The sequence below is a fragment of the Deinococcus aquiradiocola genome (genome assembly GCF_014646915.1).
GTDB lineage: Bacteria > Deinococcota > Deinococci > Deinococcales > Deinococcaceae > Deinococcus > Deinococcus aquiradiocola.
This window is the reverse complement of sequence record NZ_BMOE01000001.1, coordinates 699,753-722,325: the sequence shown is the minus strand read 5'-3', so window position 1 is coordinate 722,325 and position 22,573 is coordinate 699,753. Positions and strand designations below refer to the sequence as shown.

Annotated in this window: 26 protein-coding genes; 1 reads left to right on the top strand and 25 read right to left on the bottom strand. The window is 70.9% G+C overall.

Annotated features, from left to right (window positions below):
- Positions 1 to 245: 245 nt before the first annotated feature.
- The 15 genes from IEY33_RS03390 to IEY33_RS03320 form a co-directional block, all read right to left on the bottom strand.
- On the bottom strand, positions 246 to 1,232 hold the full coding sequence (locus IEY33_RS03390) for a glycine-rich domain-containing protein (protein WP_188960778.1): 987 nt from the start codon (positions 1,230 to 1,232) through the stop codon (positions 246 to 248).
- Positions 1,232 to 1,789 (bottom strand): hypothetical protein, encoded by a 558-nt coding sequence (locus IEY33_RS03385; RefSeq protein WP_188960777.1) that lies wholly within the window; start codon positions 1,787 to 1,789, stop codon positions 1,232 to 1,234. Before IEY33_RS03385 ends, IEY33_RS03390 begins: the two co-directional genes overlap by 1 nt.
- 9 nt (positions 1,790 to 1,798) lie before the next feature.
- The gene (locus tag IEY33_RS03380) at positions 1,799 to 1,948 is read right to left on the bottom strand and encodes a hypothetical protein (protein WP_188960776.1); all 150 of its coding nucleotides are present in this window, start codon (positions 1,946 to 1,948) and stop codon (positions 1,799 to 1,801) included.
- Positions 1,945 to 2,304 (bottom strand): hypothetical protein, encoded by a 360-nt coding sequence (locus tag IEY33_RS03375; RefSeq protein ID WP_188960775.1) that lies wholly within the window; start codon positions 2,302 to 2,304, stop codon positions 1,945 to 1,947. Before IEY33_RS03375 ends, IEY33_RS03380 begins: the two co-directional genes overlap by 4 nt.
- Complete coding sequence (locus IEY33_RS03370) at positions 2,304 to 2,690, bottom strand: hypothetical protein (RefSeq protein ID WP_188960774.1); 387 nt, start codon at positions 2,688 to 2,690, stop codon at positions 2,304 to 2,306. Before IEY33_RS03370 ends, IEY33_RS03375 begins: the two co-directional genes overlap by 1 nt.
- 88 nt (positions 2,691 to 2,778) lie before the next feature.
- Positions 2,779 to 3,414 carry a glycoside hydrolase family 19 protein gene (locus IEY33_RS03365; protein WP_188960773.1) on the bottom strand — a complete coding sequence of 212 codons (636 nt, stop codon included), beginning with the start codon at positions 3,412 to 3,414 and terminating at the stop codon, positions 2,779 to 2,781.
- Positions 3,411 to 3,731, bottom strand: a complete 321-nt coding sequence (locus IEY33_RS03360; protein WP_188960772.1) for a hypothetical protein — start codon at positions 3,729 to 3,731, stop codon at positions 3,411 to 3,413. Before IEY33_RS03360 ends, IEY33_RS03365 begins: the two co-directional genes overlap by 4 nt.
- The gene (locus IEY33_RS03355; RefSeq protein WP_188960771.1) at positions 3,728 to 4,084 is read right to left on the bottom strand and encodes a hypothetical protein; all 357 of its coding nucleotides are present in this window, start codon (positions 4,082 to 4,084) and stop codon (positions 3,728 to 3,730) included. Before IEY33_RS03355 ends, IEY33_RS03360 begins: the two co-directional genes overlap by 4 nt.
- Complete coding sequence (locus IEY33_RS03350; RefSeq protein ID WP_188960770.1) at positions 4,065 to 4,262, bottom strand: hypothetical protein; 198 nt, start codon at positions 4,260 to 4,262, stop codon at positions 4,065 to 4,067. The genes IEY33_RS03355 and IEY33_RS03350 overlap by 20 nt, the downstream gene beginning before the upstream one ends.
- Before the next feature lie 136 nt (positions 4,263 to 4,398).
- Positions 4,399 to 5,325 carry an ML domain-containing protein gene (locus tag IEY33_RS03345; protein WP_188960769.1) on the bottom strand — a complete coding sequence of 309 codons (927 nt, stop codon included), beginning with the start codon at positions 5,323 to 5,325 and terminating at the stop codon, positions 4,399 to 4,401.
- Between the two features lie 10 nt (positions 5,326 to 5,335).
- Complete coding sequence (locus IEY33_RS03340) at positions 5,336 to 7,513, bottom strand: hypothetical protein (protein ID WP_188960768.1); 2,178 nt, start codon at positions 7,511 to 7,513, stop codon at positions 5,336 to 5,338.
- Between the two features lie 12 nt (positions 7,514 to 7,525).
- A complete protein-coding gene (locus IEY33_RS03335) occupies positions 7,526 to 9,826 on the bottom strand; it encodes a hypothetical protein (RefSeq protein ID WP_188960767.1) in 2,301 nt (766 codons plus the stop codon).
- A 19-nt stretch (positions 9,827 to 9,845) separates the two neighbouring features.
- Positions 9,846 to 10,196: a hypothetical protein gene (locus IEY33_RS03330; RefSeq protein ID WP_188960766.1), complete on the bottom strand. Its 351-nt coding sequence runs from the start codon at positions 10,194 to 10,196 to the stop codon at positions 9,846 to 9,848.
- A 1-nt stretch (position 10,197) separates the two neighbouring features.
- Positions 10,198 to 10,617, bottom strand: coding sequence for a hypothetical protein (locus tag IEY33_RS03325; protein WP_188960765.1), 420 nt, complete (start codon positions 10,615 to 10,617; stop codon positions 10,198 to 10,200).
- On the bottom strand, positions 10,611 to 16,763 hold the full coding sequence (locus IEY33_RS03320) for a hypothetical protein (RefSeq protein WP_188960764.1): 6,153 nt from the start codon (positions 16,761 to 16,763) through the stop codon (positions 10,611 to 10,613). Before IEY33_RS03320 ends, IEY33_RS03325 begins: the two co-directional genes overlap by 7 nt.
- A gap of 69 nt (positions 16,764 to 16,832) precedes the next feature.
- Between IEY33_RS03320 and IEY33_RS03315 the strand changes: the two genes are divergently transcribed.
- Entirely contained in the window at positions 16,833 to 17,444 is a 612-nt protein-coding gene (locus tag IEY33_RS03315; protein ID WP_188960763.1) for a hypothetical protein, read from the top strand.
- 3 nt (positions 17,445 to 17,447) lie between these two features.
- Here IEY33_RS03315 and IEY33_RS03310 read toward each other — a convergent pair whose 3' ends face one another.
- The 10 genes from IEY33_RS03310 to IEY33_RS19430 form a co-directional block, all read right to left on the bottom strand.
- On the bottom strand, positions 17,448 to 17,930 hold the full coding sequence (locus tag IEY33_RS03310) for a hypothetical protein (RefSeq protein ID WP_188960762.1): 483 nt from the start codon (positions 17,928 to 17,930) through the stop codon (positions 17,448 to 17,450).
- An 8-nt stretch (positions 17,931 to 17,938) separates the two neighbouring features.
- The gene (locus IEY33_RS03305) at positions 17,939 to 18,229 is read right to left on the bottom strand and encodes a hypothetical protein (protein WP_188960761.1); all 291 of its coding nucleotides are present in this window, start codon (positions 18,227 to 18,229) and stop codon (positions 17,939 to 17,941) included.
- On the bottom strand, positions 18,229 to 18,651 hold the full coding sequence (locus IEY33_RS03300; protein ID WP_188960760.1) for a hypothetical protein: 423 nt from the start codon (positions 18,649 to 18,651) through the stop codon (positions 18,229 to 18,231). Before IEY33_RS03300 ends, IEY33_RS03305 begins: the two co-directional genes overlap by 1 nt.
- Positions 18,652 to 18,711: 60 nt before the next feature.
- A complete protein-coding gene (locus IEY33_RS03295; RefSeq protein ID WP_188960759.1) occupies positions 18,712 to 19,536 on the bottom strand; it encodes a hypothetical protein in 825 nt (274 codons plus the stop codon).
- 8 nt (positions 19,537 to 19,544) lie between these two features.
- Complete coding sequence (locus tag IEY33_RS03290; RefSeq protein ID WP_188960758.1) at positions 19,545 to 19,979, bottom strand: hypothetical protein; 435 nt, start codon at positions 19,977 to 19,979, stop codon at positions 19,545 to 19,547.
- Between the two features lie 5 nt (positions 19,980 to 19,984).
- Positions 19,985 to 20,323, bottom strand: a complete 339-nt coding sequence (locus tag IEY33_RS03285) for a hypothetical protein (protein ID WP_188960757.1) — start codon at positions 20,321 to 20,323, stop codon at positions 19,985 to 19,987.
- A complete protein-coding gene (locus tag IEY33_RS03280) occupies positions 20,320 to 20,751 on the bottom strand; it encodes a hypothetical protein (RefSeq protein WP_188960756.1) in 432 nt (143 codons plus the stop codon). The genes IEY33_RS03285 and IEY33_RS03280 overlap by 4 nt, the downstream gene beginning before the upstream one ends.
- On the bottom strand, positions 20,748 to 21,479 hold the full coding sequence (locus IEY33_RS03275) for a hypothetical protein (RefSeq protein WP_188960755.1): 732 nt from the start codon (positions 21,477 to 21,479) through the stop codon (positions 20,748 to 20,750). Before IEY33_RS03275 ends, IEY33_RS03280 begins: the two co-directional genes overlap by 4 nt.
- A gap of 10 nt (positions 21,480 to 21,489) precedes the next feature.
- A complete protein-coding gene (locus IEY33_RS03270; protein ID WP_188960754.1) occupies positions 21,490 to 22,350 on the bottom strand; it encodes a hypothetical protein in 861 nt (286 codons plus the stop codon).
- A 96-nt stretch (positions 22,351 to 22,446) separates the two neighbouring features.
- Complete coding sequence (locus IEY33_RS19430; protein ID WP_268238798.1) at positions 22,447 to 22,569, bottom strand: hypothetical protein; 123 nt, start codon at positions 22,567 to 22,569, stop codon at positions 22,447 to 22,449.
- Positions 22,570 to 22,573 lie beyond the last annotated feature (4 nt).

The following is a 22,573-nucleotide window of genomic DNA, read 5'->3' as shown; positions in this document are numbered from 1 at the left end:
CCGGGATGGCATTCGGTAACAATGCACCGAAGTACGCGAGAACGTCGAACCGCTTGAGTCCAGTAGGGGTTTCTGTGTACCACCTATGCCAGACAGAGGAAGGCCAGCGCCTTGTGTGTGAAGTGGCCATTGAGTGAAATCAGTGTATAGCATTCAACACAATCGTCAGCTAACAAAAATCGCCCCCGCCCAGACGCTTCTCAGCGCGGGCGGAGGCTTCAGTTGGGCGCGAATTGTCCGAAGGTTCAGGGTTGAGTGATGACGATGCACAGGCCGTTCCCACCGCGCCCACCGGCGGCCGCGTCAGCCGAGCCGTCCGTTCCGGCCCCGCCCCCACCGCCACCACCGCCGGGGAAGCCGCCCGCGCCGCCCGCACCGGCGGTCGCTCCGGACGCGGCTCCACCACCGCCACCTCCGGGCGCGCCGATGCCGATCCCGGTCGCCTGGGCCGCGCCGTCCCCGCCGGCCGTTCCGGCGGCGCCTGCCGTGCCGTTCCCGCCGCCGCCTTGGTTCGCGCTCGGCACACCGCCGCCCATCGCGCCCGCGTAGGCCGCGTTCGCGGTGCTGAGACTGCCCGCACCGCCCCCTCCGGCCCCACCGAGCGTGACGCTCTGCCCGCCGCCACTGCCCGCACCTGCGATGCTCGAACCGCCACCCACACCGCCCACGTACATGCCAGTGCCGCCTGCAGCTGTCCCCGCATTCGCGGGGGTGCCTGCCGCCCCGCCGACTCCACCCCAGCCGCGCAGGTACGCCCCGAACGTCGTGGCGGTCCCGGTACCGCCGGCGTTGCCGTTCGTGCTGGCCGCCGTGACGGCTGCCCCGCCCGCCCCGCCTGCGCCGACGGTGACGGTGACCGTGTCTGGCAGGGCGGCCGCCTGGAAGGTCAGGGTGGCGGTACTCCCACCACCACCGCCTCCCCCTCCTGCCCGCGCAGTCCCGGCCGCACCCTTGCGGCCTGACCCGCCGCCCCCGCCGCCCGCGATGACCGTGACGGTCACGACGCGTGCCCAGCCCGGCTTGGTCCACGTGAAGACCCCAGCGGTAGAGGCCGTGCCGTACACGTCCACCTGCGACGCCTGCGGGACGTTGAGCGTGTACGCGACGATGGTCCCGCTGTGGTTCGTGACGTACACGCTGAACCCGGTCCCGGACCGCACGAAGTACACGGTGTCGGCCGTCAGGGTGCCCGGCAGGGCGGACACGACCTTCTGCATGAGGAAGCTCGCCATCACCAGTCCGTGCTGCCCCAGTCGGGCGTGTTGACGGGCTGCCCGCCGTACTGGAGTCGCCCGCCAGAGTCCGTCAGGGCATCCAGCACGCCCTTGTTCCCGTGCGTGTGGCTCGCGCCGACCGCGGCATCAATGGCGGCAGGGGTACTGTTCGGGCGGCCCTGGATGTTCGCCCACTGCAGGACCACGTCCATGCTCTCGTACTCCGCGACCTTCGTGTGCTTGTTCGCGGCCTTCTCGTAGAAGTACAGGGCCGCACCGCTGGTCACGGTCGGGTCGCCCGTGGCGTCCGTGACGAGGTACAGGGCGTTCGCCGTGGTAGCCGCGGCGGCGGAGTTGCGGGCCGCAATGGTCGGCACACTCTGCAGGGTGCTGGCGGCCGCGAGCTTCGCGTCGATCAGGGCGTTGATCATCGCGCTGTTCCCGATCGCCTTCGCGACGCCGGTGCTGTTCGTGAGGTACGACTCGCTGTAACTGCCGTTCAGGACGTAGTAGAACGCGTTCGGCTGCAGGGTGCCCGGCAGGGTCACCACCTGGAAGAATTTCAGTTGCGGCATGTCACTCCTTCACCACTGGACCGTGTCCCAGCGGTTCCCTTCATCGGCAGGATCGTGCTCCAGCACGCCCGGCCTGAGTTCCTCCTCCTGAGCGAGCGCGCCCGCCCGGAGTTCCGTTTCCAGCATGCCCGCCGCGAGGGGCGTCTCATCCGGCGTCACAGGCCGCCCCGGATCTCCGGGCGTACGGTGACGGCCCCCTCGTGAATGCGGGTGGGGTGGTCGCTCGGCGAGATGACGACCATCTGCCACACGCCCGTCCGGAGGGCGCGGCTCCCGGCGGGCGTGATGGCCCAGCGGAAGTACGGGCCGTCGCGCAGGATCCCACCGTTCTCGGTCGTGAGTTCCAGCAGGGCGCGGCCGTACACGCCGTTCGCGGGTGGTCCCGCAAACCGGATGACCGCCCGGTAGTCGCTCACGTCCGGGATCTCCACCCCGAGGGGGCCCTGGATGGTCGCCCGGAACGCGCTGTACTCTCCCACCTCGATGGTCAGGGGAGTGTTGAGCGCCAGACCCATCAGCGCACCGACGTCCCGGCCATGGAAGTCTGGACGAGCTTGCTGTAGTCGCCGTAGCCCTTGACCAGCGCCACCAGCAGCGCCGCGCCAGCGGACAGCCAACCGTGCAGGCCCGCGCCGAATGCGCCGGTCAGCGCGCCGAAGACCGCCACGAACAGCAGACTCAGCACGGCGTACAGCAGCCGGGCCACGTCGCCCGTCCAGCCCCACCGGACCTTGAGCAGCTGCGTGAGTGGACTGGCGACGGCCTTGACGATCAGGCCGATGAGGGTGGCCGCGAGGTACCAGACCTGGTCCGGCACGGTCACGCCAGCGATGACGGGGGCAGTGTCCTGGGCGAGCGCGAAGCCCAGCAGCAGGGCGATCAGGGTCAGCAGTCGATTCATGGGTGCCTCCAGTGCATGAGAGTGGCCCGCCTGTGGAAGCGCGGGCCTGAGCGGATTGTCAGCGCCACAGAGGCGCGGCGGACCCGTATCAGGTCAGCAGGGGCAGCAGGCGCCGGTACACGGCGAGCATCTCGTCCAGGTGCAGCATGGCCGGGCCGTTCACCGCGCGGCGCGTCCCCGCGATGTCTCCCCGTCTCGCGCAGGCGTCGCCGCTGCTGAGCGTCACCCAGTACGCGCACGCGGCCTGCACCGACACCCCGATCTCCTCGATCAGATCGGGCTTCCGCTCCAGGTCCTGCCCGATCAGGCGGCCCGTCTGCGCGTACCCGTTCCGGAACGTCGTCTGGATGATCCCGCCCCCCCGGTACCGGAACCCGTCCCCGCTCGCCACGTCGCCGTTCCCTCGCTTCCCGGCGTACACGAGGTTGAACAGCCCCTCCGGGTTCTGCAGGTAGTTCGCCGCGTTGTACCGTCCCCCGCGCCGGGGGTCGAAGAAGGACGGGAAGACCAACTGCAGCCGGTCCGCCGTGCGGTAGGAGCCCCCCTCACGCTGCGGGACAAGGCTTGACTCGACCATGCCGTTCGCGAGCAGGGCCGCCACCGAGCGGGGGTCCGTGATGCTGTACTGGACGCGCGCCGCCTCGAACTTCGTGGCCGTCACGTCGGCCGAAGAGTGCCTGCTATTGGCGGTCAGGATGAGTTTGGGGGTGATCATGGGGTTCATCGGTCCTCCAGCTGCCTGCGGAGGGCAGCGTTGGTGCGCAGGGTGCGGTGCAGGCGGGTGGACAGCTCGACGATGGCGAGGACCAGGGCGAGACCCAGCAGGATCAGACGGACGCTGTCCCCTGCCGGGTAGGGGTGCCCGGTCCGTACGGCGAGGACGGCCGCGTGCGGCCAGAACCACATGGCGACGTAGTACGCGGCGGCCAGCAGGCCCGGCCCGCAGCGGGCCGCGGGGTGCGCCATGAAGCGCCAGCACGCCACGCTCGCGATGCCGAGGGCCACGCCGATCAGGAGCAGGCCGAGCACGCCGCCGTTCACGGCCGCCTCCGGAGGACCGGGCGCGGGCCGAGCTGCCCGCGGGCCAGCATCAGCAGGATGGTGTTCAGCGTCCACAACCACCCCGCGAAGACCGCCGTGCGCGCGACGCTCTCGAGGGTGGCGGCACTCTGCCCGCCGCGCAGCGAGGCCAGGACGCCCGGCACGTCCAGCGCCAGCAGCGTCAGGTACCCGAGGAGTAGGATCACCAGCAGGGCGCCGCGCTCGACCCAGCGCGGCTTCGGGGCGACGAGCTGTACGAGGAGCAGGACGGCGCGGTACGTGACGCCGCCCATACCGGACACCAGGCCGAGCAGCGCGAGGGCCGCAGTGAGATCAAGAGGGGTTACTACCATCGTTGTCACCGTCCTTCTTCGCGCCGCGCGTGGCGAGCGCGGTGATGAGACCGCCCAGGATGGTGCCCAGACCGGCCAGGATCTTGTCGTCGAGCTGTCCCGTCACGGCGTACCGGCCGAACACGAGCAGCAGGGCGGCACCGATGATCCAGGTGAGGATGACGAGCGGGTCACGCATGGTGCTCCCGCCTGTAGAGCCGTAAACGCGGCGGCGTGAGAGCGGCGCGCATGGTGTGGGCGCGCCGCCTGTGGGTGATCTGCATGGTGTGCCTCCGCAGTGAAGAAAGGAAGGTGCGTGGGTAGGGGAGAGGCCGTCAGCTCGCTTCGCCTCCACCTGGCGGCGGCGCGTCGAGCACGAGGTCCAGCCGGTAGTTTTGCCCTTCGTGCAGGGTCCGGAGGTAGGGCGCGCTGCCTGCGGGGTACACGATCTCCACCGCGCGCGCAAACCACTGCGCGGGGTCGGTGCTGGGCGTGCTGACGGTGTTCATGCCGCCTGGGTCGAGGCGGCCCACGATGGTCTGCGGGCCGGTCAGGAGGCTCACGCCCGCGCCGACCGTGCGGGTCGTCCCGGCACCCGTCGCGTAACTGATGAGCCCGGTCATGCCGTTGTACAGGCGCACCGTGGGGTACACCTGCAGCACCGCGTCCGCGGTAAACGTCCACTGCACGACGTACGTGCCCGGTGGGACGTTTCGGGGCCGCGCGAACGTGGCGGTCATGAGTTGCGGCGTGCCGGACTGGGTGCTGATCGTGACCGCGCCCAGGTCGAGGCCCACCCCGCCGCTCGTGACGGTGACGCCCTGCAGGGTGCCGCCCGTGATGCCGACCACGTTGAGCGTGACGCCCTCCAGCGGCGTCGAGTTCGTGACGTCGAATGTCGCTTCGAGGATGACGCCGTACGGCTGGTTCGCGACGGTGATCGGGCTGCCGCTGAACGGCGGGAGGGCCAGCGGGAGGAGTTGCCCGGCGGTGCTGGCGAGGCGGGCCACGCCGCCCGCGCTGCTGCCAGCGGTCTGCCCGTCGTCGGGCGTCTGCAGGCGCAGGTTGCTGAGGGAGGTCCCGGCGGTGTGCGTGACGGCCAGCACCTCGCCCGCTGTGAGGGTGTGCGGCAGGGTCACGCTCGCCCCGCCGATCTGGATGGTGCAGCCGGTGACGCTCAGGATGGTGTACCCGGCGAGGAGGTTGGCGCCCACGGTCGCCGCGTAACTGGTGGCGCTGGGGTAGTCGATGGTCTGTCTCATGGTCCTCCGGTCAGGTCTCGGTCCGGCCCTCGGGGCCGGTCAGGGTGAGGAGCAGGCGCGAGAGGCGCGCGCCGTGCGTGTCGAGTTCGAGGGTGGCGGGCGCGGTGGGGTCGTGGCTGCGGGAAAGGGTCAGCGTGATGGGGTGCCAGCCGCGCGGGGGGCGCAGCAGGCCGTCCCGCAGGTACACCGGCTCCCTCCCGAGGACGTACGGGGTGACGGTCTGCCCGGCGATGGTGAGGGCCCGGACTGGGGTGCGGGTGCGGGCGGTGAGGACCGTGCGGGGTTGCGGGGCGGCCCAGGGCGCGGCGGGGTACGTGACGCGCAGGCGCCCGCTGACGCCCGTCCGGTCATCGATGACTCCTGCGATGTTCAAGAACGCGAGGGGCTTCGCGAGGGCCGCCAGGGCCGCCGGGCTCTCCTCCCACGCCTGCCGCGCCTCGCTCCACACCTCCACCCGCGTCGGCAGCAGGTGCGGCGTGCTCCCGGCGGGCACGGCGTCCCACTGCACGGTCACGCCCGCGTCCGCCAGGGTCAGGCCGAGCGGCGGGGCGGGCGGCAGGGGCGTGTCGGGCTTCAGGAGGTCGCGCCGCTTCGGGCGGGCCTTGCGGTCCGCCTGCCACTCGGCGCGCATCCCGTCCCGCCACGCATCCCACACCGCGAGGTGCAGGGTCGGGCCGGAGGTGAGCAGCGCGGCCCGGTCATGCGGCCACGCGTGATGCAGCGCCCCCACCGCGAGGCGCACGGGCGTCAGGTCCGGACGGCGGCACACGAGGGTCATGAGGTCCGTGACGGTGCAGGTGCCGGGCGGGTCCGGCACGCCCACCACCTCGCGCGTGAGCGTGCTGCCGGACAGGTGCAGCACCCAGACCCGCGTGCCCGCGCGCAGGGCCGTCCAGCTGCCCCCCACGTACACCCGCCCGTTGACCCGCAACTCCGCGCCGCCGGTCAGGTCGTGCACGTCGCCACGGCGCAGGCCGCTGCACGTGACGGCGGACCCCCACACCTCGACGCCGGGGGCTGCGAAGTGCCTGCGGAACGTCTCCGTGTCCATCCCGGTCAGCCCAGGGTTGCGGACGAGCACCCACAGCTCCCGGAAGGTGGCGCTGACCCGGATGCGCGTCGGGTCGCTCTCATCCCGGCCCGGCGGCACCACGAGCGAGTACCCGCCGCCGGACGCCTGCACGCTGGCCGCCGCGAGCGGACCGGCCGCCACCCACGCGCCCGCCACGTTGTCGTACCGGTACCCGCGCAGCGTCTGCCCGCCCGCCACCAGGGACGCCACCGCGACCGGCTGCCACACGCCGTCCCCGTCCAGATACCCGGTCTGCTCCGTGTGCCAGCCCTCGGTGTGGCTGACCGTGGTGTCCACGTACGGGCGGGTGGGGCCATTCGGGTACGTGCGGAGCGTGTACGTGACGCCCACGCGCGCCGCGAGGCGGGAGTCCGGGCCGATGATCTCCCGCGAGCCGAGCGGGGCCGCCGCCGCGCCGCCGAACGTCAGCCCGGGCGGGTAGTCCCGGGCGGCGATCAGGTCGCGCGTGTCCAGCAGGTCGTACCGCACCTCGATCCCGTTCGGCAGGCCCGCCGACGTGTCGTTCAGCGGGACCTCTGAGCTGCCCAGTTCCGGGAATCCCTCGACCGGCTGCCGGTCCGTCACGCCGATCATGGCCTGGTTGTTCCGGACGGGCACGCTGAGCATCTGGCCCGCCACGTACAGCGGTTCCGGCAGGCCCAGCAGCAGCGGCTCCTCCGGGTCGCTGATCACGCGCACCGGGCCGGGGTGGATGGTGCGCGCCGTCTGATCGATCACCAGCGCCCCGCTTGGCACGCTCCGCACCTCGCCGGTCGTGAGCGCCATGCCCTCCAGTGGGAGGCCCAGCGTCGGCAGGTTGACCTCATCAAAGCGGCCCTCGTGCGGGTCCGTGCCGGGCATCGCGTCCAGCAGCAGCGGCACGTGCGGCACGCCCAGCGCCGCGGCCCTCTGGGGGGAGTCGAAGCTGGGGTAGGGCGGGATGAGCGCCGGGTCGTCCTGCACGGGCACGTCCAGCGGCGGCATGCGTTTGCCGAGCATCTGGGGAGTTCGCGGGCGGGCCGCGTCCGCCGGGGTCTGTTGGGGGTGTTCGCACTCGCACTCGCAGCAGCACTCCCCCAGGAGCGCCAGCAGGATCTCCGCGTCCGTTTTCCGCATGTCTCACCTCCTTCAGTTGCCGTAGTTGCCGGTGGATGTCGGTCCGAACCGGGTGTCGTTGCGCCACTCGACCTCGTCGCCGGGGCTGGGCGTGTTCGCGCCGGTCGCGCGCACGAAGATCCGCCGGAACTGTGGGATGCCGTCCTTGATGCCGGTCAGGTGGTTGACGACCACCCCGCCCGGCCTGCGCCACACGACCATGTCGCGCCACGGCCCCTCCCCATCCACGTCGGGGTCCGCCGTGCTGGAGGTCAGGACGTACTCGCGCACCTGCACGCGCGCCGATGCCCGCCCGGCGGCCGCCTCCAGGCTGTAGCCCTCGACGACCCCGGTGATGACGCCGTCCAGGCGCGTGCCGGGCCGCCAGTCGCGCACCGTGCTCAGGGTGGCGTCCGTGGCCGTGGTGGGCGCGAGCGACTGCACGATGACGTCCGCGTACCCGCCCAGCAGAGAGGCACTCTCGACGAATGGGAGCGAGCGCGTGACCTCCTGGCCCTCGCGCCCGTCCGAGAGCACGCGCTTCACGGTCTGGGGGTAGGCCACTTTGGGCACATCGCACGGGTCCGGGCAGCGCACCTGCGCGGGCACCTGATCGAGCGTCTCTTCCCCGTTCGCCTGCGTGCCACCCCGACTGGCGAGCCGCACCGCGTCCCCAGATTCTGTGTCGTACAGGGGCAGCTGCTGCGCGCCGGACAGGCTCCACAGCCGGAGGAACTTCCCACCCCCAATGGCGCTGTAGGCCTCGCTGAGCGTCGTGGTGACGTACTCGCGCGCCGTGAGCGGGCCACGGTCGGCGAGCGGCCCGTCCGCGCCCTGCTGCTGCAGCGACACGAGCTTCCGGGTGACGGTCGTCCTGTAGGAGAGATACCCCTCGGGGCTGAACGTCTGCGTGACCGTCTGCGACTCGTCGGCGAGCGTGTCCCCGACCTCGTACCCGCCCGCCCAGCCGGGGCCGCTGAAGATCGCGCCGTGCGTCTCCGTGTTGATCCCGTACCCGTACGAGCGTTTGACGGTCGTCTGCTGCAGCAGGGCGTCCGGGCAGGTCGGATCGTACGTGCTGGCCGTGCTGGTGTAGCCGGTCACGACGCGCCCGAAGGTGCGGGTGCGCTGGATGCCGTCCACCGTCTCCGTCACCTCGACGTCCGAGCGGGTCAGCTCGTTCGTGTACGTGATGACTCCGGCGGACTTCCGGAAGCCCTTGATGGTCTCCCCGGACGTGGTGGGCGTGGTGACGTACCACTCGATGTCCGGGTACAGCTCGCGTTGCAGGCTCGCGGCGTCCGGGGCCTCCGCGAGCAGATCGATGATGTTGGGCCGGTCCATGAGCAGGTCGGCGGCCGTCACGGTGAGGTGACTGGGGGTGTTGCCCGCCTCGCGGCGCACCGTGAGGTCCGTGGCGAGATCGTCCTCGCGCACGCCGGTGCTCTGGTACGGGAGGCTGCCGCCCGCCGGGAGGGCCAGCGCGAGGCGGCCGTGCACGGTGTACGTGTACCCCAGCTGCCCGTACGTGTCGCCCCAGACCTGATCCGGGGTTTTGCCGGAGGTCGAGTACTCGCGCACGCCTTCCTTCCAGGCCTGCCCGGCGAGCGGGTCCGAGAGCGGGAAGTTCAGCGTCATGCCCGCCGCCTGGAAGGCGCTGCTGACGATGCCGCGCACGTCCGCCGTCTGCGGTTTGGGGCGCTGCCCGCACGGCACGCGCCGGTCCGGGAGGGGCGTGGGGGAGAGCCGCCAGGGGATCAGCTCGGAGAGTCGCACGCTGCCGAGCCGGGAGGCGGCCCGGTTGTACCCGCGCAACACCGTGACATACCCGGTGGCGGTGCGGCGCTGCTCGGTCTGCGTCAGGTCCCCGTCGAGGACGACCTGCAGGCTGCTCGTCTGCGTGGCCCCCTCGTACTCCTGCACCTGCAGGTCCAGGGTCGGGACGGGGCCGAACTGCCCGGCCAGCGTGACGGTCAGCGTCTCCCGCGTGCCCGTGTGCTCGTACTGCGCGCTGATGACCAGGCCGAGCGTGCTGGTGAGGCGCGTGCTGCGCGGGCGTCTGCCGGGGCGGTACTCGATGGTCGCCGTGACCGGCACGCCCCACGCGACCGTGCGCGATCCGCGCGCCGTGACCGGTCCAGCCCAGCCGACGATGCGCTCACCACGCGCCACGGTCCGCGCGCTCGTCCACGTCGCCAGCCGCGCGCCCTGCACGGCCCGCGCCGTCGTCCAGCTGATGGCCCGCGTGCCGCGCGCGGCGGGGACGGGAGCATGCGTCCAGTCGGCGGTGCGCGTGCCACGCACGACCCCGCCCCTGCTGATGATGATCGGCATGGCTACTCACCTCCCAGGGTCAGGCGTCGTACTCCCAGACGAGCGTGCCCGTGTCCGGGCCGGTCGTGGTCAGTCCTGCGGGCGTGCTGACGTACTCCGTGACGCTGACGCTCGCGCCGGGCGCCAGGGGGGCGCTCAGGACCTCCTGCGCGGTCCCGGTGAGGGTGACGCTGCCTGCCGTGGCGTGGTACTCGCCGTCCGAGGTGGTCGTCTGCTCGATGTGCATGCGGATGCTCGGCAGCGCCTCGTCTCCCGTGTTTTTCAGAATCATGGCGCGGCTGGTGGTGGTCGTGCCGGGCGGCACGCTGCCGTAACTGGCGGCCGGGGGCGCGCTGCCATCCGGGCTGAGCAGAGTCAGTTGTTTGGTCATGTCAGGCTCCGATGTGGATGAATTCGAGCTGGTAGCTGTAGTACTCGGTGCCGGTCGCCACGTCCGTCCCGGCGCGCGTCACGACCGGCGCCGCCCACACGAGCGCGTTCGTCCAGACGCGCACCCGGTCGCGGGCGGTGAGGTTTTCGGTGATGCTGACGGGCGTGCCGATGGTCAGGCCCTTCAGGAGCGCGGCCCGGTCGCCGGGCAGGTAGATCCCGTCCGGACTCGCGAGCCGCAGCCGCGTCAGGTTGCTGCCCTGCGCGACCCGGGGGAGGCTCTGCCCACCGAGGAGGGTCAGCACCTCGGTCTGCGGCTCCTCGGTGGCCTGCAGGGCCTCGGGGGGCACCTCGAACCCCACCCACGACACGAGGCCGCCGGGAGTCGAGATGGACAGGGCGTGCGGGTAGAGGTTCAGCATGTGGACCCGTTCCACTCTTTGGAGCGCCGGGCGTCCTGAATGGCCCCTGCGATCTCGCCCCGCGCGATCTGGCGGAACTCCTCGGGGGTGGGGACAGGCTGGCCGTCCAGCGTGATCGGGATGCTGATGTTGATGGTGTCGCCTCCTCGGTAGGTGTTGCCGCCGACGTTCGTGCTGGGCAGTGTGGGCGCGCCGGAAGTGAGCGGCGTCACGGCAGGCACGGGGATCGGTTTGCTGAGGGCTGCGGCGAGCCGGTCGGCCGGACCAGCGAAGACGCTCATGGCGTCCGCGAGGGTCTGCGCGCTTCTCGCTTCCTTGTCGAGGCCGTCCGCGCGGGCCTGGAGTTCAGGGCTGAGTTGGTCGTACGTGACGCCCAGCTGCTCGAGCTGGCGCAGGATGTCGCTCACCTGCCCCTCGCCCTGCAGCGTCACCTGCAGGCCCGCGCCCTTCGTGAGGCGTTCGGCCTGCTTCCGGTAGCGTTCCTCCTGCGTGGTGAGGTCGTTCTCCGATTGCTGGATGCGCTTCGCGTCGCCGCTCTGGATGGCCTGCTGCAGGCTGCCCAATGCCTGGTCACGCCGTCCCTGGATGGCCTTCAGCTTCTCGATCTCGCCGACCACGTCGCCCTGTGCGATCTTCCCGGTGTCGGGTCCCCGCACGAGGGTGGCGAGCCGTTCGGTGGCGCTGCGGACGCCGTCCATGTCGCCCACCTGCTGGCGGTAGGCATCAGCGAGGCCCTGCACGGCCTGCCGCTGGGCCTGGAGTTTGCTGGTGAGGTCGTCCGTGGCGCTCTTGTAGGCGTTGAGGGTGCGTTCGTTCTGCACCTCCTGCACCTCGCGTGCCGCCTGCGCGTAGCGGCGTTCGGACGCACCGAGGTCCTCGCGGGCGTTGGCGAGGGCGCGCGTGGCGCTGGCCGTGCCGGTGAGCTGCTGCGCGGCCTGATCGCCGAGCGTGCGCTGACTGGCGGTGATGCTGTCGAGGAGGGTCTGCCGGTCACGGACGGCCTGCGTGAGCGTCCGCTGCTGCTGCGCCTGCGTGCCGAGCAGGTTGGCCTCCTCAGCCTGGAGGCGCAGCAGGTCGTCCTGCCCGTCCACGCGGCTGCGCGCAGCGGCCTGCTGCTCGCGGTTGCGGGTGAGGGTCTGTGCGGTGAGGTCCAGTTCGAGGCGCGCGGCGGCGACCGCGTCCTCGCTCTGCCCGGTGATCTGCGCGTTTGCCCGCTGCCGGGCCTGGGAGAGGTCCAGTTCGAGCTGCGCCGTGGCGACCCGCCTGCTCACCTCGTCCGTGACGGCCTTCTCCAGGGCCTCCCGTTTGGTGAGGGCGTCCGTCTGGGCGTTCGTGACGGCGAGTTCCTGCGCGGCGAGCGCGTCACGGCCCGCGCCACTCTGCTGCAGTCGGGTGAGGGCACGTTCGGCAGCCGTGAGGGCCGCCTCGCTCGCCTGCACGTCCAGCTGAGCGGTGAGCAGGGCGCGCTGGGCGATGGGGGCGCGGGCCTCCAGCAGCTTGTTCCGCGCATCCTGCAGCCCGAGATTCCGGGCCTCCTGGGTTGTCTCCAGTTCGACTTTGCCCTGCACGGCGTCGTACAGCGCGCCCCGCTTCCCGACGAGGTCGTTCTGCAGGGTGAGCTGCCGTTCGGCGTATTGGGCGGCGACCCGTGCGCGTTCCTCGGTCTGCTGTGCGGGTACGGCCGCGAGGGCCGCAGCACGCTCAGCGGGGAGGCGCGCGAGGGCGTCCTCGCTGGCGCGCACGGCCTTCGCGTCGAGGTCGATGAGGTTCTGCCGGGCGGCGAGCTGCGCGGCGTCCGTGCCGGCCGTTTTCTCGCTGAGCTGTCGGCGGGATTCGGCGAGCGTGAGTTCACCCTGGCGGAGGGTTCCGGCGGTAGCGTTGGCCTCCGCGATGCGTTTGGCGTTGTACGTGAGGTCGGCGCGCAGGCTGGCGGCGTTCCCGTCCGCGCGGGCCTGTGCGATCTGGCCTTCGAGGGTCTGCGTGTCCTGCAGGTACCGCTGCAGGCGCGCGCCGGTCTGGTCGGCCGGGTTGAGCTTCCCGAAGTCCTCGCGCAGCTTCCTCAGAGTGTCCTGCCCGCTCTGAACGATGTCGTCGAACGGCTGGCGGGCCGTGCGGCGTCCCGTCACCTGCTCGCTGGCGGGCTGCGCGTCCCGGAGCTTCTTGCTGAGGTCGCGGATGCTCTTCTCGACCTCGGCGGACGCCGTGCGGAATCCGTTGATGGCGTCCTGCTGGAGCGTGCGCAGTTGCTTCAGGGCGTCCCGGTACGCGGCGACGACGGGCGCGTTGCCTGCCGCTGCGGCCTGCGCGGCGCCCGCCTGGTACTGTGCGGCCAGTTCAGCCCGTGCACGGCCGGTCAGGGCGCCCGTGTCCGCCAGCTGACGGGCCACACCTTCCTTGACCACAGCAGCCTCCCGGTCCTGCAGGTCCTTCACGCTCGCGAGCCGCGCCGTCTCGTACTCCTGCTGAGCGGCGGTGTTCGCGTTCCGGATGCGCTGCAGGTACGTCTGCCGGGCCGCGAGCTCCAGTTCCCCGCGGCGGTTCCCGGCCGTCTCGGCGTCCCGGAGGCTGGCCGTCAGGTCGATCTGCGCCTGCTGGCGTTCGATCTGGTTGGCGGCCAGAAGTTCGTTGCGTTTCGCGGCGAGGACGAGGGGCGCGTAGCGGCGGGCGGCATCCACCTGGGCCTGGGCGCTGTCCCCGGCGTTCGTGATAGCGGCCTGCTGCTCCTGCTGCAGGAGGGCCGTACGGGCCTGCAGGCCCTTCTGCTGCTCGGTGAGGAGCTTCTGCTGCGCCTCGATGACCTTCGCGCCCCGGTCCCGGTCGAGGGCTTCGAGGTCGACGTTGGCCTTGCGCTGGGCGATCACGATCTCCTGCGCCTGCTGCTGCTGCAGCTGCCCGGCCTCCTTCAAAAAATCCCCGCGCTGCCCGGCGGGGGCGCTCTTCGCGTTCTGCAGGGCCGCTTTGATGGCGGGCGCGTACTTGTCCTGCAGGTCCTTGACCTCCTGGTCGAGCGTGGCGCGGCGTTTCGCTCCGGCGTCCGTGATGAGGCCCGCCAGCCCGTTCTGAATGTCCCGCTCGTGCCCTCGCAGGGCAGCCGCGTCGTCGTCGAGCTGCCGTCTGGTCAGCTCGCTCACGGCACGGTTCGCGAGCGCTCCGGCCTGACCCATCAGGCCCTTGCCCTGCGCCTCCGTCAGCTGGCCCTTGTCGATGGCGGCCTGGATGGCGGCCGTCAGGGACTCGACTTCCTTGCGGGCGGCGGCCACGCCCGTCTGGAAGGGTGTGAGCTTGTCCTGCCCGTACTTCTCGCTGACGGCGACGAGTTTGTCCTCCAGACCCTGGTACACCACGATCTGCGCCTCGGTCGCCTTCACGACCTCACCGCCGGTGTCGGCGTTCTTCTTGTTGGCCTTGTCGAGCGCCTCCTGCGCCGCGATCTGCACCTTGAGGCCCGCGAGCTTCTTGGAGAGTTCCGCGTCCCGTTCGGGACTGTTCTGGTAGTTGTACCGGAGGTCGATGGTGAGCTGCTGCTCAGCTTTGAGCTTCCCGAGCGGCCCCTCGGCGCGCAGGTGCTTGACCCGTTCGAGGAGGCTGGACACGTGCTGATCGGCGCTCTCGTCGATCTCGCGGTACGTGCGTTTCACGTCTGCTGCGAGCTTCAGGTCGTACGCGATGACGGCCGTGGTGGCGAGCGTGACGGCTGCGAGACCCGCAGCGATCACGGCGGGCAGACTGGCGATCAGGGCGCCGATCTCCAGCAGGGACGCGCCAGCCGTGGCCGCGCGGAATGTTACGAAGGCCCGCGTGAGGTTGCCCACGCCGCCCGTCAGGCCCGCGAGGGCCGTCACGACGCCCTGGCTGCGCACGAGGGTGAAGAAGCCCCCGATGGCGTCCTGGGCGAGCATGGCTTTCGCGGCGAGCCGGTTGATGTTGAACGCCAGGGTGAGGCCCGTGATGGCGGCGATGATGGACGGCATGTAGTCGACGATGTCCTTGCCGCCCTGCAGGAGGCCCGCGAATCCCTTGATGAGGGCCGTGGCGGCCGGGAGGAGCTCTGAGCCGATCTCCACGCCCAGCTTGTACAGGGTGTTCTTGAGGATCTGGACCTGGTCGCTGAAGTTCTGCGTGGCCTCCCTGGCACGGCGCTGCAGGGCGTCCGTGTCGCGCGCGCCCTCGTTTGCGACGTCGTACGCCTCGCCGAGCCGGTCGTGCGCGAGCGCGAGTTCGTTCACGGTGCGGACGTACTGCTGCCCCTTGATGCCGAGCGTGGCGTAGATGCTGCTGAGCGGGATGCCCTTCGCGGCGGCTTCCGCGAGGCGTTCGCTGAGGAGCTTGATGACCTCGGCGGGGCTTTCCTTCCCGAGGCGCTTGAATTCATCCGTGCTGAGCTGCAGCGCGGCCGCCCAGGCTTTCGCGCTCTTCTCGTTGCCGTTCACGGCGCCCTGGATGTTCACGAACAGGCGCGCGAGGCTCGACCCGGCCGACTGGGGGCGCGCACCGACGCTGACGAGCGCGGCGCTGAGCGCGAGGATCTGCTCGTTCGTGGCCCCGGCCGCCTTCGCGCCGGAGCTGAAGTACGTGGCGAGACCCACGACGTTCGGGATGGCCGCGCCGAACTTCGTTTTTAGATCGACGAGCGTGTTGGCCGTGACCTTCAGGTCCCCGTTGATGTCCTTGCTGTCCACGGACCGCAGGAACTTCACCATCTCCTGGCCCGTGTGCTCCAGTCCGGCTGCGCCGCCCGTCACGTCCCGGATGATGAGCTTGAGGTTGCTCATCACGTCGACGTAGTTCTGCAGGCCGTCCGCGCCGTGAATGCCGAGCGTTTCGGCCTGACGGCTGAACTCGCTCAGGTCGCGCGCTGTGACGGGCACCTGCGTGGACAGCTCCAGGAACGACTTCCCGAGCCGGTCCACTTCGGGCGCGGTGAGGCTGCCGATGGCGCCGACCTGCGTCATGGCACGTTCGAACTCGGCCGCGTCGTGCAGACCGAACCCGAGGGCGGCGGCGAGACCGACGAGCGCCACGCCCAGCGCCGCAGCGGGGGCCGCAGCGGCCAGTTCCGCGACGCCCATGCCGCGCAGGGCGGACGCGGCCGTCTGTGCGTACGCGGCGACGAGGCCCAGCGGGCCGGGCAGGAATCCCAGGCTGTTCGCGAACCCGGACAGCAGCTGATTGGTTTTCCCGAGGCCGAGCCCCACCTGTGACGCGAGGCCCAGGCGCGACATTTTGCCTTCGAGCGCGTCGATGGCGGACGTGGCGGGCCGCAGGGCGACCTGCAGGTTCCGGAACGCGGCGGCGTTGCCGTCCAGCGTGACGTTCAGGGCTTTGCCTTCAGCGATGAGGGTGCGGGCGCCAGCGATGAACTGCTGCTCGCCGATGGTGCCATTCTGGTACGCGGCGCGCAGGGCAGACACCTTCACGCGGATCAGTTCGATGGACTCCGCGAGCGGGCTGACCTTGGCGGCCGTCTCGCCGAGCGCGGCGCTGGCCGTGCGGTACGCCTGGCCGAGGATGATGGCGTCCCGGCTGCCGAGCGTGGTGGTCTGGCTGAGCTGCGTGACCTGTGCGCGGAGGGCCGTCATGCTGGCCGTGAGTTCCGCCGCGCCGATCTGCCCGTTCTTCTGCTCCTGCGCGAGCTGCTTGATGGTCCGCGCGAGGTTCGCGACGGTGCTGCTCGCGCCCTGCGCCTGCTGCCCGTACGTGCCCGTGAGTTTGCCTGCGCTCGCGAGGGCCGCCGTGAGTGCCTCGATGGCCTGCACGGTGCGGTTCACGGTGGCGATCAGGGACGCGAACGGGTCGCCGCCCTCCATGCGGAGCTTCACGGTGAGGGTCAGGCGCGCAAGGAGTCGCTCGGCGAGGGCCGTGACCTGCGCCTCGATGGCGCGCAGGGCGTCCGGGTTGAGTTTCGGCGCGAGGGTCGAGAGGACCGCCGCACCCGCCCCCTGAAGGTTCACGGGGATGACGCGGCCGCGCAGGCCCGTGAGGCGCGCCTCGATGTCCCGCAGCTTCACCTCGGCCTGGGAGGTGTCGAGCTGCAGGCGGACGGACGAGCCGAGACGTGCGCCGGTCGCCTTGTAGGTGGCCTCCAGTTTGGAGAGGTTGGTGAGCACGTTGGAGATGTCCAGCACGGCAACGTCACGTATTTCCATTGGTACACCTCCTCGGTGCGGTGGTCATGTTCGGCAGCGCAGCGCGGCGCGCGTGCGTATGCTCGGGGGATGAAACGATGGGTGCTTCTGGCGGCGCTGCTGGCGTCCGGTTGGGGTGGGGCCGTGAGTACGTGCGTGTACTCGGGCGGGCAGTCGCTGTGCTTCGATCTGAGCAACCCGGTGGACCTGCGTCTGTACCGGGAGTACGTGCAGCGCCGGGTGGAGGCCGCCACTCCGAAGGCCGGGATCTTTGACGGGCCGATGGCGACCCCGCAGACCGTCACTGCGCCAGACCTGCCGTACCCGGACCCGTCGAATCTCACGGCGTTCCGGGTGGATCGGGCACTGGACGGCGTGACGCTGCTCGGCAACATGAGCTTCGTGCCGACCCGCGTGCGGCTGGCCGGGATCGAGATCCTGCCGGGCGCGGAGGCGGAGGCAGCGAAGGTGATGAAGGCCTTCGCGTCCCCCGGCACGGGCGTCTCGCTGGAGTTGACCGGGCGGTACGAGAATGGCGTGCGGACCGCGTACGTGTGGCAGCTGGGCACGCTGATGAACCTCCTCCTGGTGGAGCGCGGTCTGGCGAAACCTTCCGAGAGCGGCACGCAGTACGTGGGCGAGCTGGACGTCGCGGCGGCGTTCAGCTCGCAGGCAGGCACGGGGATGAACAAGCCGAAGTGACGCTCAGCGGTGTGCCTGCGCGAGTGCGCGGGCGTGCGCCCTGACGAGCAGGTGCCCGGCGACCACGGAGGCGCGCGTGATGGCCGGGTTCGGTTTCCGCCACTCGGCACCGCTGCGGCCCAGGTACAGCACGCCGACGCCCGGCAGGGCCTCCGAGAGCGCACGCAGCTCCTCGGGGCTCTGCTGCTCTCCCATGCTGCCCCACTCGACGTTCGTGGCGTGAGCCGCGCGGTTCCCGACCTCGATGCCGAACGTGCCGCCCGCGCGGATCGGCCGAGCGTACACGCCACCGAGCAGGGCGTCCGTCCGGATGTACCTGCCGGGGGGCGTGTCGTAGACGCCTGCGCGGGTGCCCGCGATGGCGATGTGTTCGACCTCGTCGCGTACGGTGGCGAGTTCCGCCGTCATGAGCGCCTGGTACTGCTGCCGGGCCTGCGCGACGCGGGCGGCGGCGGCACTGAACCCGGACGTGATCTGTACGGCCATGCTGCCTCCTAGTCCGCGAAGATGCTGCTGAGGAGCGTGCGGTGCGTCTCCTCGCGTTCCGCCCGGGTGGGGGGCGGGGCGTCGAGGCTCTGCTGGTACAGCTGCTGCAGGTGCGCCCGCGCGGGCTTGTCGACCGTGCGGTACGTGCTGTTGGAGGGCGGGACCTGTCCCTCGATGGCGGTGCCCCACTCCACGCCGGACGACATGAGCGTGTCGAGCATCCCGTCGTACCGTTCGCGTGCGCGGCGGCGGTGCACGGCGAGCTGCGTGGCGTGGATGAGGGAGAGGGGCATCTGCATCAGGGCCGGGTAGGCGGCGGGGCCGAACTCGGCGAGGAGTTCGGCGGTGTTGCGTTCCCGCTGGGCGCGTTCGGCTCGGATTCTTCGGGCTCGGGCTCTTGCGCTTTCTGGAGGGCCGTCAATGCCCGGACCAGCAGCGCCAACGGTTTTCCCAGCAGGTCCTCCACGTCGTTCAATTCGTGAATCACTTCGAGGAGGGGGCCGAGGTCTGAGGCGTGCAGCTGCTCGGTCTGCACGCCCGCGTCGGCCGCGACGATGTCCGTGAGTGCCTGCGCCTCCTGGGCCATGCTGGCGTCCTGCTGCAGGGCGCGGAGGGCCTGCAGCAGGCTGAGGTAGTTGCTCATGGCGCTCGCGGCGTTCGCGTAACTCCATGCGTGGACGGTGAGTGTGGTGCCGTTCCGGAGTTTCAGGGCAGTGTGCATCTGTTGTTACGTCCTCTCAAATGACCCCCCGGCGTGCAGGCCGGGGGGCGGGTGCTGCGGTTACTGGCGCGTGAAGGTGGCGGTGCCGCTGGTGACGGTGCTGTTCGCAGCGGTGGGCCACGTCGGCTCGGTGCTGGCCGAGGTGCCGGCCGTGGTGGCCTTGTACGTGAAGCCGTTCGCGGTGGTGGGGCGCACGATGTCGTTCAGGGCGTACGCGTGGCTGGTCTGGAAGGCGGGCGCGGCGCTGGTGCCCTGGATGGCGGTGAGGACCGCGTCCAGCTGCGCCTGCGGCACGAGGAACACGACCTTCACGGCGCTGCTGCTGGTGACGTACGGCGCGAGCTTCGAATCGATGACCGTGCTGAAGTTCGACGCCCACGCGAGGTTCGTCACGTCGAACTGCGGGTAGCGGAGGATGTCCTCGGTGGCCTCGCCGCTGCCGCTCAGCTGCGCGTACGGGAACCACGCGACCTGCACGAGGGCGCTGGCGTCGGGGCTCTGGCCGACGAGCACGAAGTCGCCGTTGGCGGGCGCGGCGGTGTCGGTGAAGCCGGTCACGCCGGTGATGCCGGTGCCGCTGCTGCCGACGACGGCGCTCGTGCCGCTGTGCAGCGCGAGGATGTCGCTGTCGGAGTTGTTTTTCGAGTAGAACGTGATGGTCTCGCTGCTGGACTTCACGATGCGCTTCAGGAGCACTTCGGTGCCGGTGCGGTTGCCGTTCACGTCGAACGTCGTCTGGTTCTTGTTGCGGTTGCTGACGACGATGTACCCGAGGTCGGTCATGGCGTCGCCGGGCTGCGGGTTGGTGCGCCAGTACGCGATGGCGCCGCTGGGCTGGATGGTGCTGCTGGTGGTGACGCCGGGGTTCTTGGGAGTGAAGACCATGGTGGCTCCTATGCCTGTCCGAAGGCGGTGTAGAGGGTATAGGCCTGTTGGATGCGCCAGATGCCCGTCTCGATGGGGCCGCTGGTCTGGTCGCGGATGAATCTGAGGCGGGTGGGGTGGCGGGGCGTGTACCCGCACGCCTGCCGGACGTTCATGGCGAGCGCCTGTGCATTGGCGCGTGCTACCTCGTTGTCCATGTCGCCGGGCGCGATGATGTCGAGCAGTTGCAGGCCCTGATCAGTCACGCCATCACCGAGGAGGCCGGTGGGCGTTGTGGTCTGCACGTACCCGCGCGGCGCGAGGTCCGCGAGGTACGAGCGGAGGCCCTGCACGTTCGGCGCGCCCAACTTCTTGTGCTGCTGCGGGACCGTGAATTCGCCCGGCAGGAGCACGGGCACGTTCAGGGGCAGCAGCAGGCCCTGCAGGTACAGCACGGGGTCCATGCCGCTCACCGTTCGAGCCTCCCCGTGAGGACGCGCGTGCCAGTGAAATCCGACGGGTCGCTCATGGCGACCACAATGAGCGGGTACCCGAGCCAGTCGATGCTGGCCCCCACGCCGGGCAGGGTGTCGTCCGGGTAGACCCTGATGATGCGAAGGGCGAGTGCGTCCGGCTGCTGGCGGAGGGTCGCCGAGAACGCGCCCTGCACCTTGGCGGGGTCCTGCACGCTGAAGCGGCAGGTGGTGCCGTCACTCCACGTCCCGGCGTGCCGGAAACGGACCTCGTTCAGGTCCGGGTTCTCCTGAACGCTCGTGACGGCCGCCCGGATCTTGCCGAGCAGGCTCACGGCGCCTCCCGGTCTGGCAGTCCGCCGGCCTGCTGGCTGTCGGACAGCCGGAACGCCTGCGGGACGTCGCTGCGGCCCGCGAGGATTCCGGCGAGCGGCGGGCCGAACTTCCGCCCGGCCGCCGCGCTGGTCGCCACCTGAGCGCGCAGGCGGGCGGCCTTGTCGGCGTACGTGGCGGGGCTGAACTCCACGTCGAGTTCCCCCTCGACCTTCAGGCGCCGGATCGTCTCGGCCCCGTCGATCACCCCGTCGAGCAGGTCGGCCGCCGCGAGGCGCAGGTCGTGCCCGTTCCGGGAGAGCAGCGCCCCGAGCTCCGCGGTCTCGCCCGCGGGGTCGTCCGCGTACAGGGAGAGCCACAGCGTGTATGCCTGCACGCCCGCCAGTTGCCGCAGCTCGCGCTTCTCGGCTTCGAGGGCCGCGCCGGTCACGCGTCCCCCCCGGCGGGCGCTGTCAGGCCCGCGAGGATGCGGTCGGCGGTCTTCGTGCCGATCCCTTCGAGCCGCGTCAGGTTCTGCCGCGCGTGCTCCCCGCCCGCCAGCACGAGGAGGCCTTCCCGGCTGGTGATGCCGACCGCCGCGAGGTCCCGCCCGCCCGGCTGGTCGGCGGGGAGCGGTTCGCCTGGCGTGCGGACGGCCCGCAGCAGCAGCTGAAGGTACGTCACCTGTTCACGCAGGTCGTCCGTGACGTTCTGCCCGGCGGCGCGGTCGGCCTCGGCGGCGTCCGTGACCTCCTGCAGCCGCGCGTCATGGGCCCGGGTGAGGCGGTCGGTGGGGTGTTCCGGGAGGAGGCTGGCGGGGGAGACGAGGACGGGGTCCGGGTCGTCCGGGAACGCGACGCGCGCGGCCGCCTGCCCATCCGTGAGGTGCAGCGCGGCGCGCGCCCTGTCGTCCGGGACTTGCGGGCCGAGGTGCGTTCCCCAGGTCAGGGTGCCGTCCTCGTCCACGAACGCCACGCGCGCCCCCACCGGCAGCGTCGGGGGCGCCTCCACCGCCGGGGCGGGTGCGGCGGCCCTGCCGATCTGACCGAGGCTCAGCATCTGGTGGTAACTGCGCCCCCGCTCCCGCGGGACAGGCTCACCCTTCTTCAGGGTCACGTCCCCGAAGCGCAGGTCCTGCAACGCCACGTACCCGGGCGCGGTGCTGGTGTCTTCACGCATCACGCCCCCCTCACTCGGCGAGCAGGTCTTCGCCCACCACGTCACTGAAGAACATGCCGAGGTCCGGCGCCGTCGCCTTCATGTCGTACGCCGTGTGAATCTGAATCCAGTCGGCGGGCGCGCGGTCGTCGTACCCGCGCCGGATCACGGCCAGCCCGGCCGCGTTCGCCGCGTCGCTCTGCGGGCCCTTCATCGCGCCCAGGAAGCCCCGCCAGTTGAAGATGTACCCGGCCGACGGGATGTCCTTGCTCGGGCGGGGCGCGACGAACCCGAGCCACATGGAGTTCGCGTCGATGATGAACTCGAAGTCGTCCGGGAGGCCCTCCTCGGCCGTGTTGATCACGCCGCCCGCCACGAGCACGCGGTCCACGTCGAAGAAGCCCGCCATCATGTCGAGGTCCACCACGCCCTTCTGCGTGTACTTGATGCGGTCCACGAAGTCCGGGCTGAACGCCAGGAAGTTGTAGACGTTCTCGCCGATCACGAGGGTGTTCGGGCGGCGGCCCGTGAGGAGCTTCATGCGGGTGGCGCGCGTCCGGATGAACTGCGCGGGCATCGCGCCCGCCTGGTCCCACTGCAGGAAGTCGCCGGTGTCGGCCGTCCCGCTGGGGTTCGCGGCGACGCCGTGGTACTCGAACGCCCACACGCCGGGCCGGAAGAACGTCTCGGCCCACTCCTTGTCCATGCTGAGCTTGGCGTTCAGGGTCAGGTAGTTCACGGCGCCCTCGAAGGGCGCCATGGGGTCCGGGGAGTTCGCGATGTCGGCCGGGTCGATGACCTTCTCGAGGGCGTTGTTCTCGCACCAGAAGCTGTCGTTCCTGGTCTTGTAGCTGCCCTGGACGGGACGGTCACCGTACGCTTTGCGGCGCATCTCGGGCCGCAGGAGGCTCCCGCGGTCCCAGACGCTGTAGCGTCCGCCCTGCTGCGTGACGGGGAGGACGGGGAAGGTGGTGGGCGCGAGGAAGTCCTAGTCGGCCTGCAGGTCCGCGATGGCGATGGTGGTGAGGTACGGGTCGACGCGGCCGCCGCCGTACGTGGCGGGGAGGGGGCCGCTGGTCTGGGTGTACGAGGTGTTCGTGGGTGCAGTCATGGGG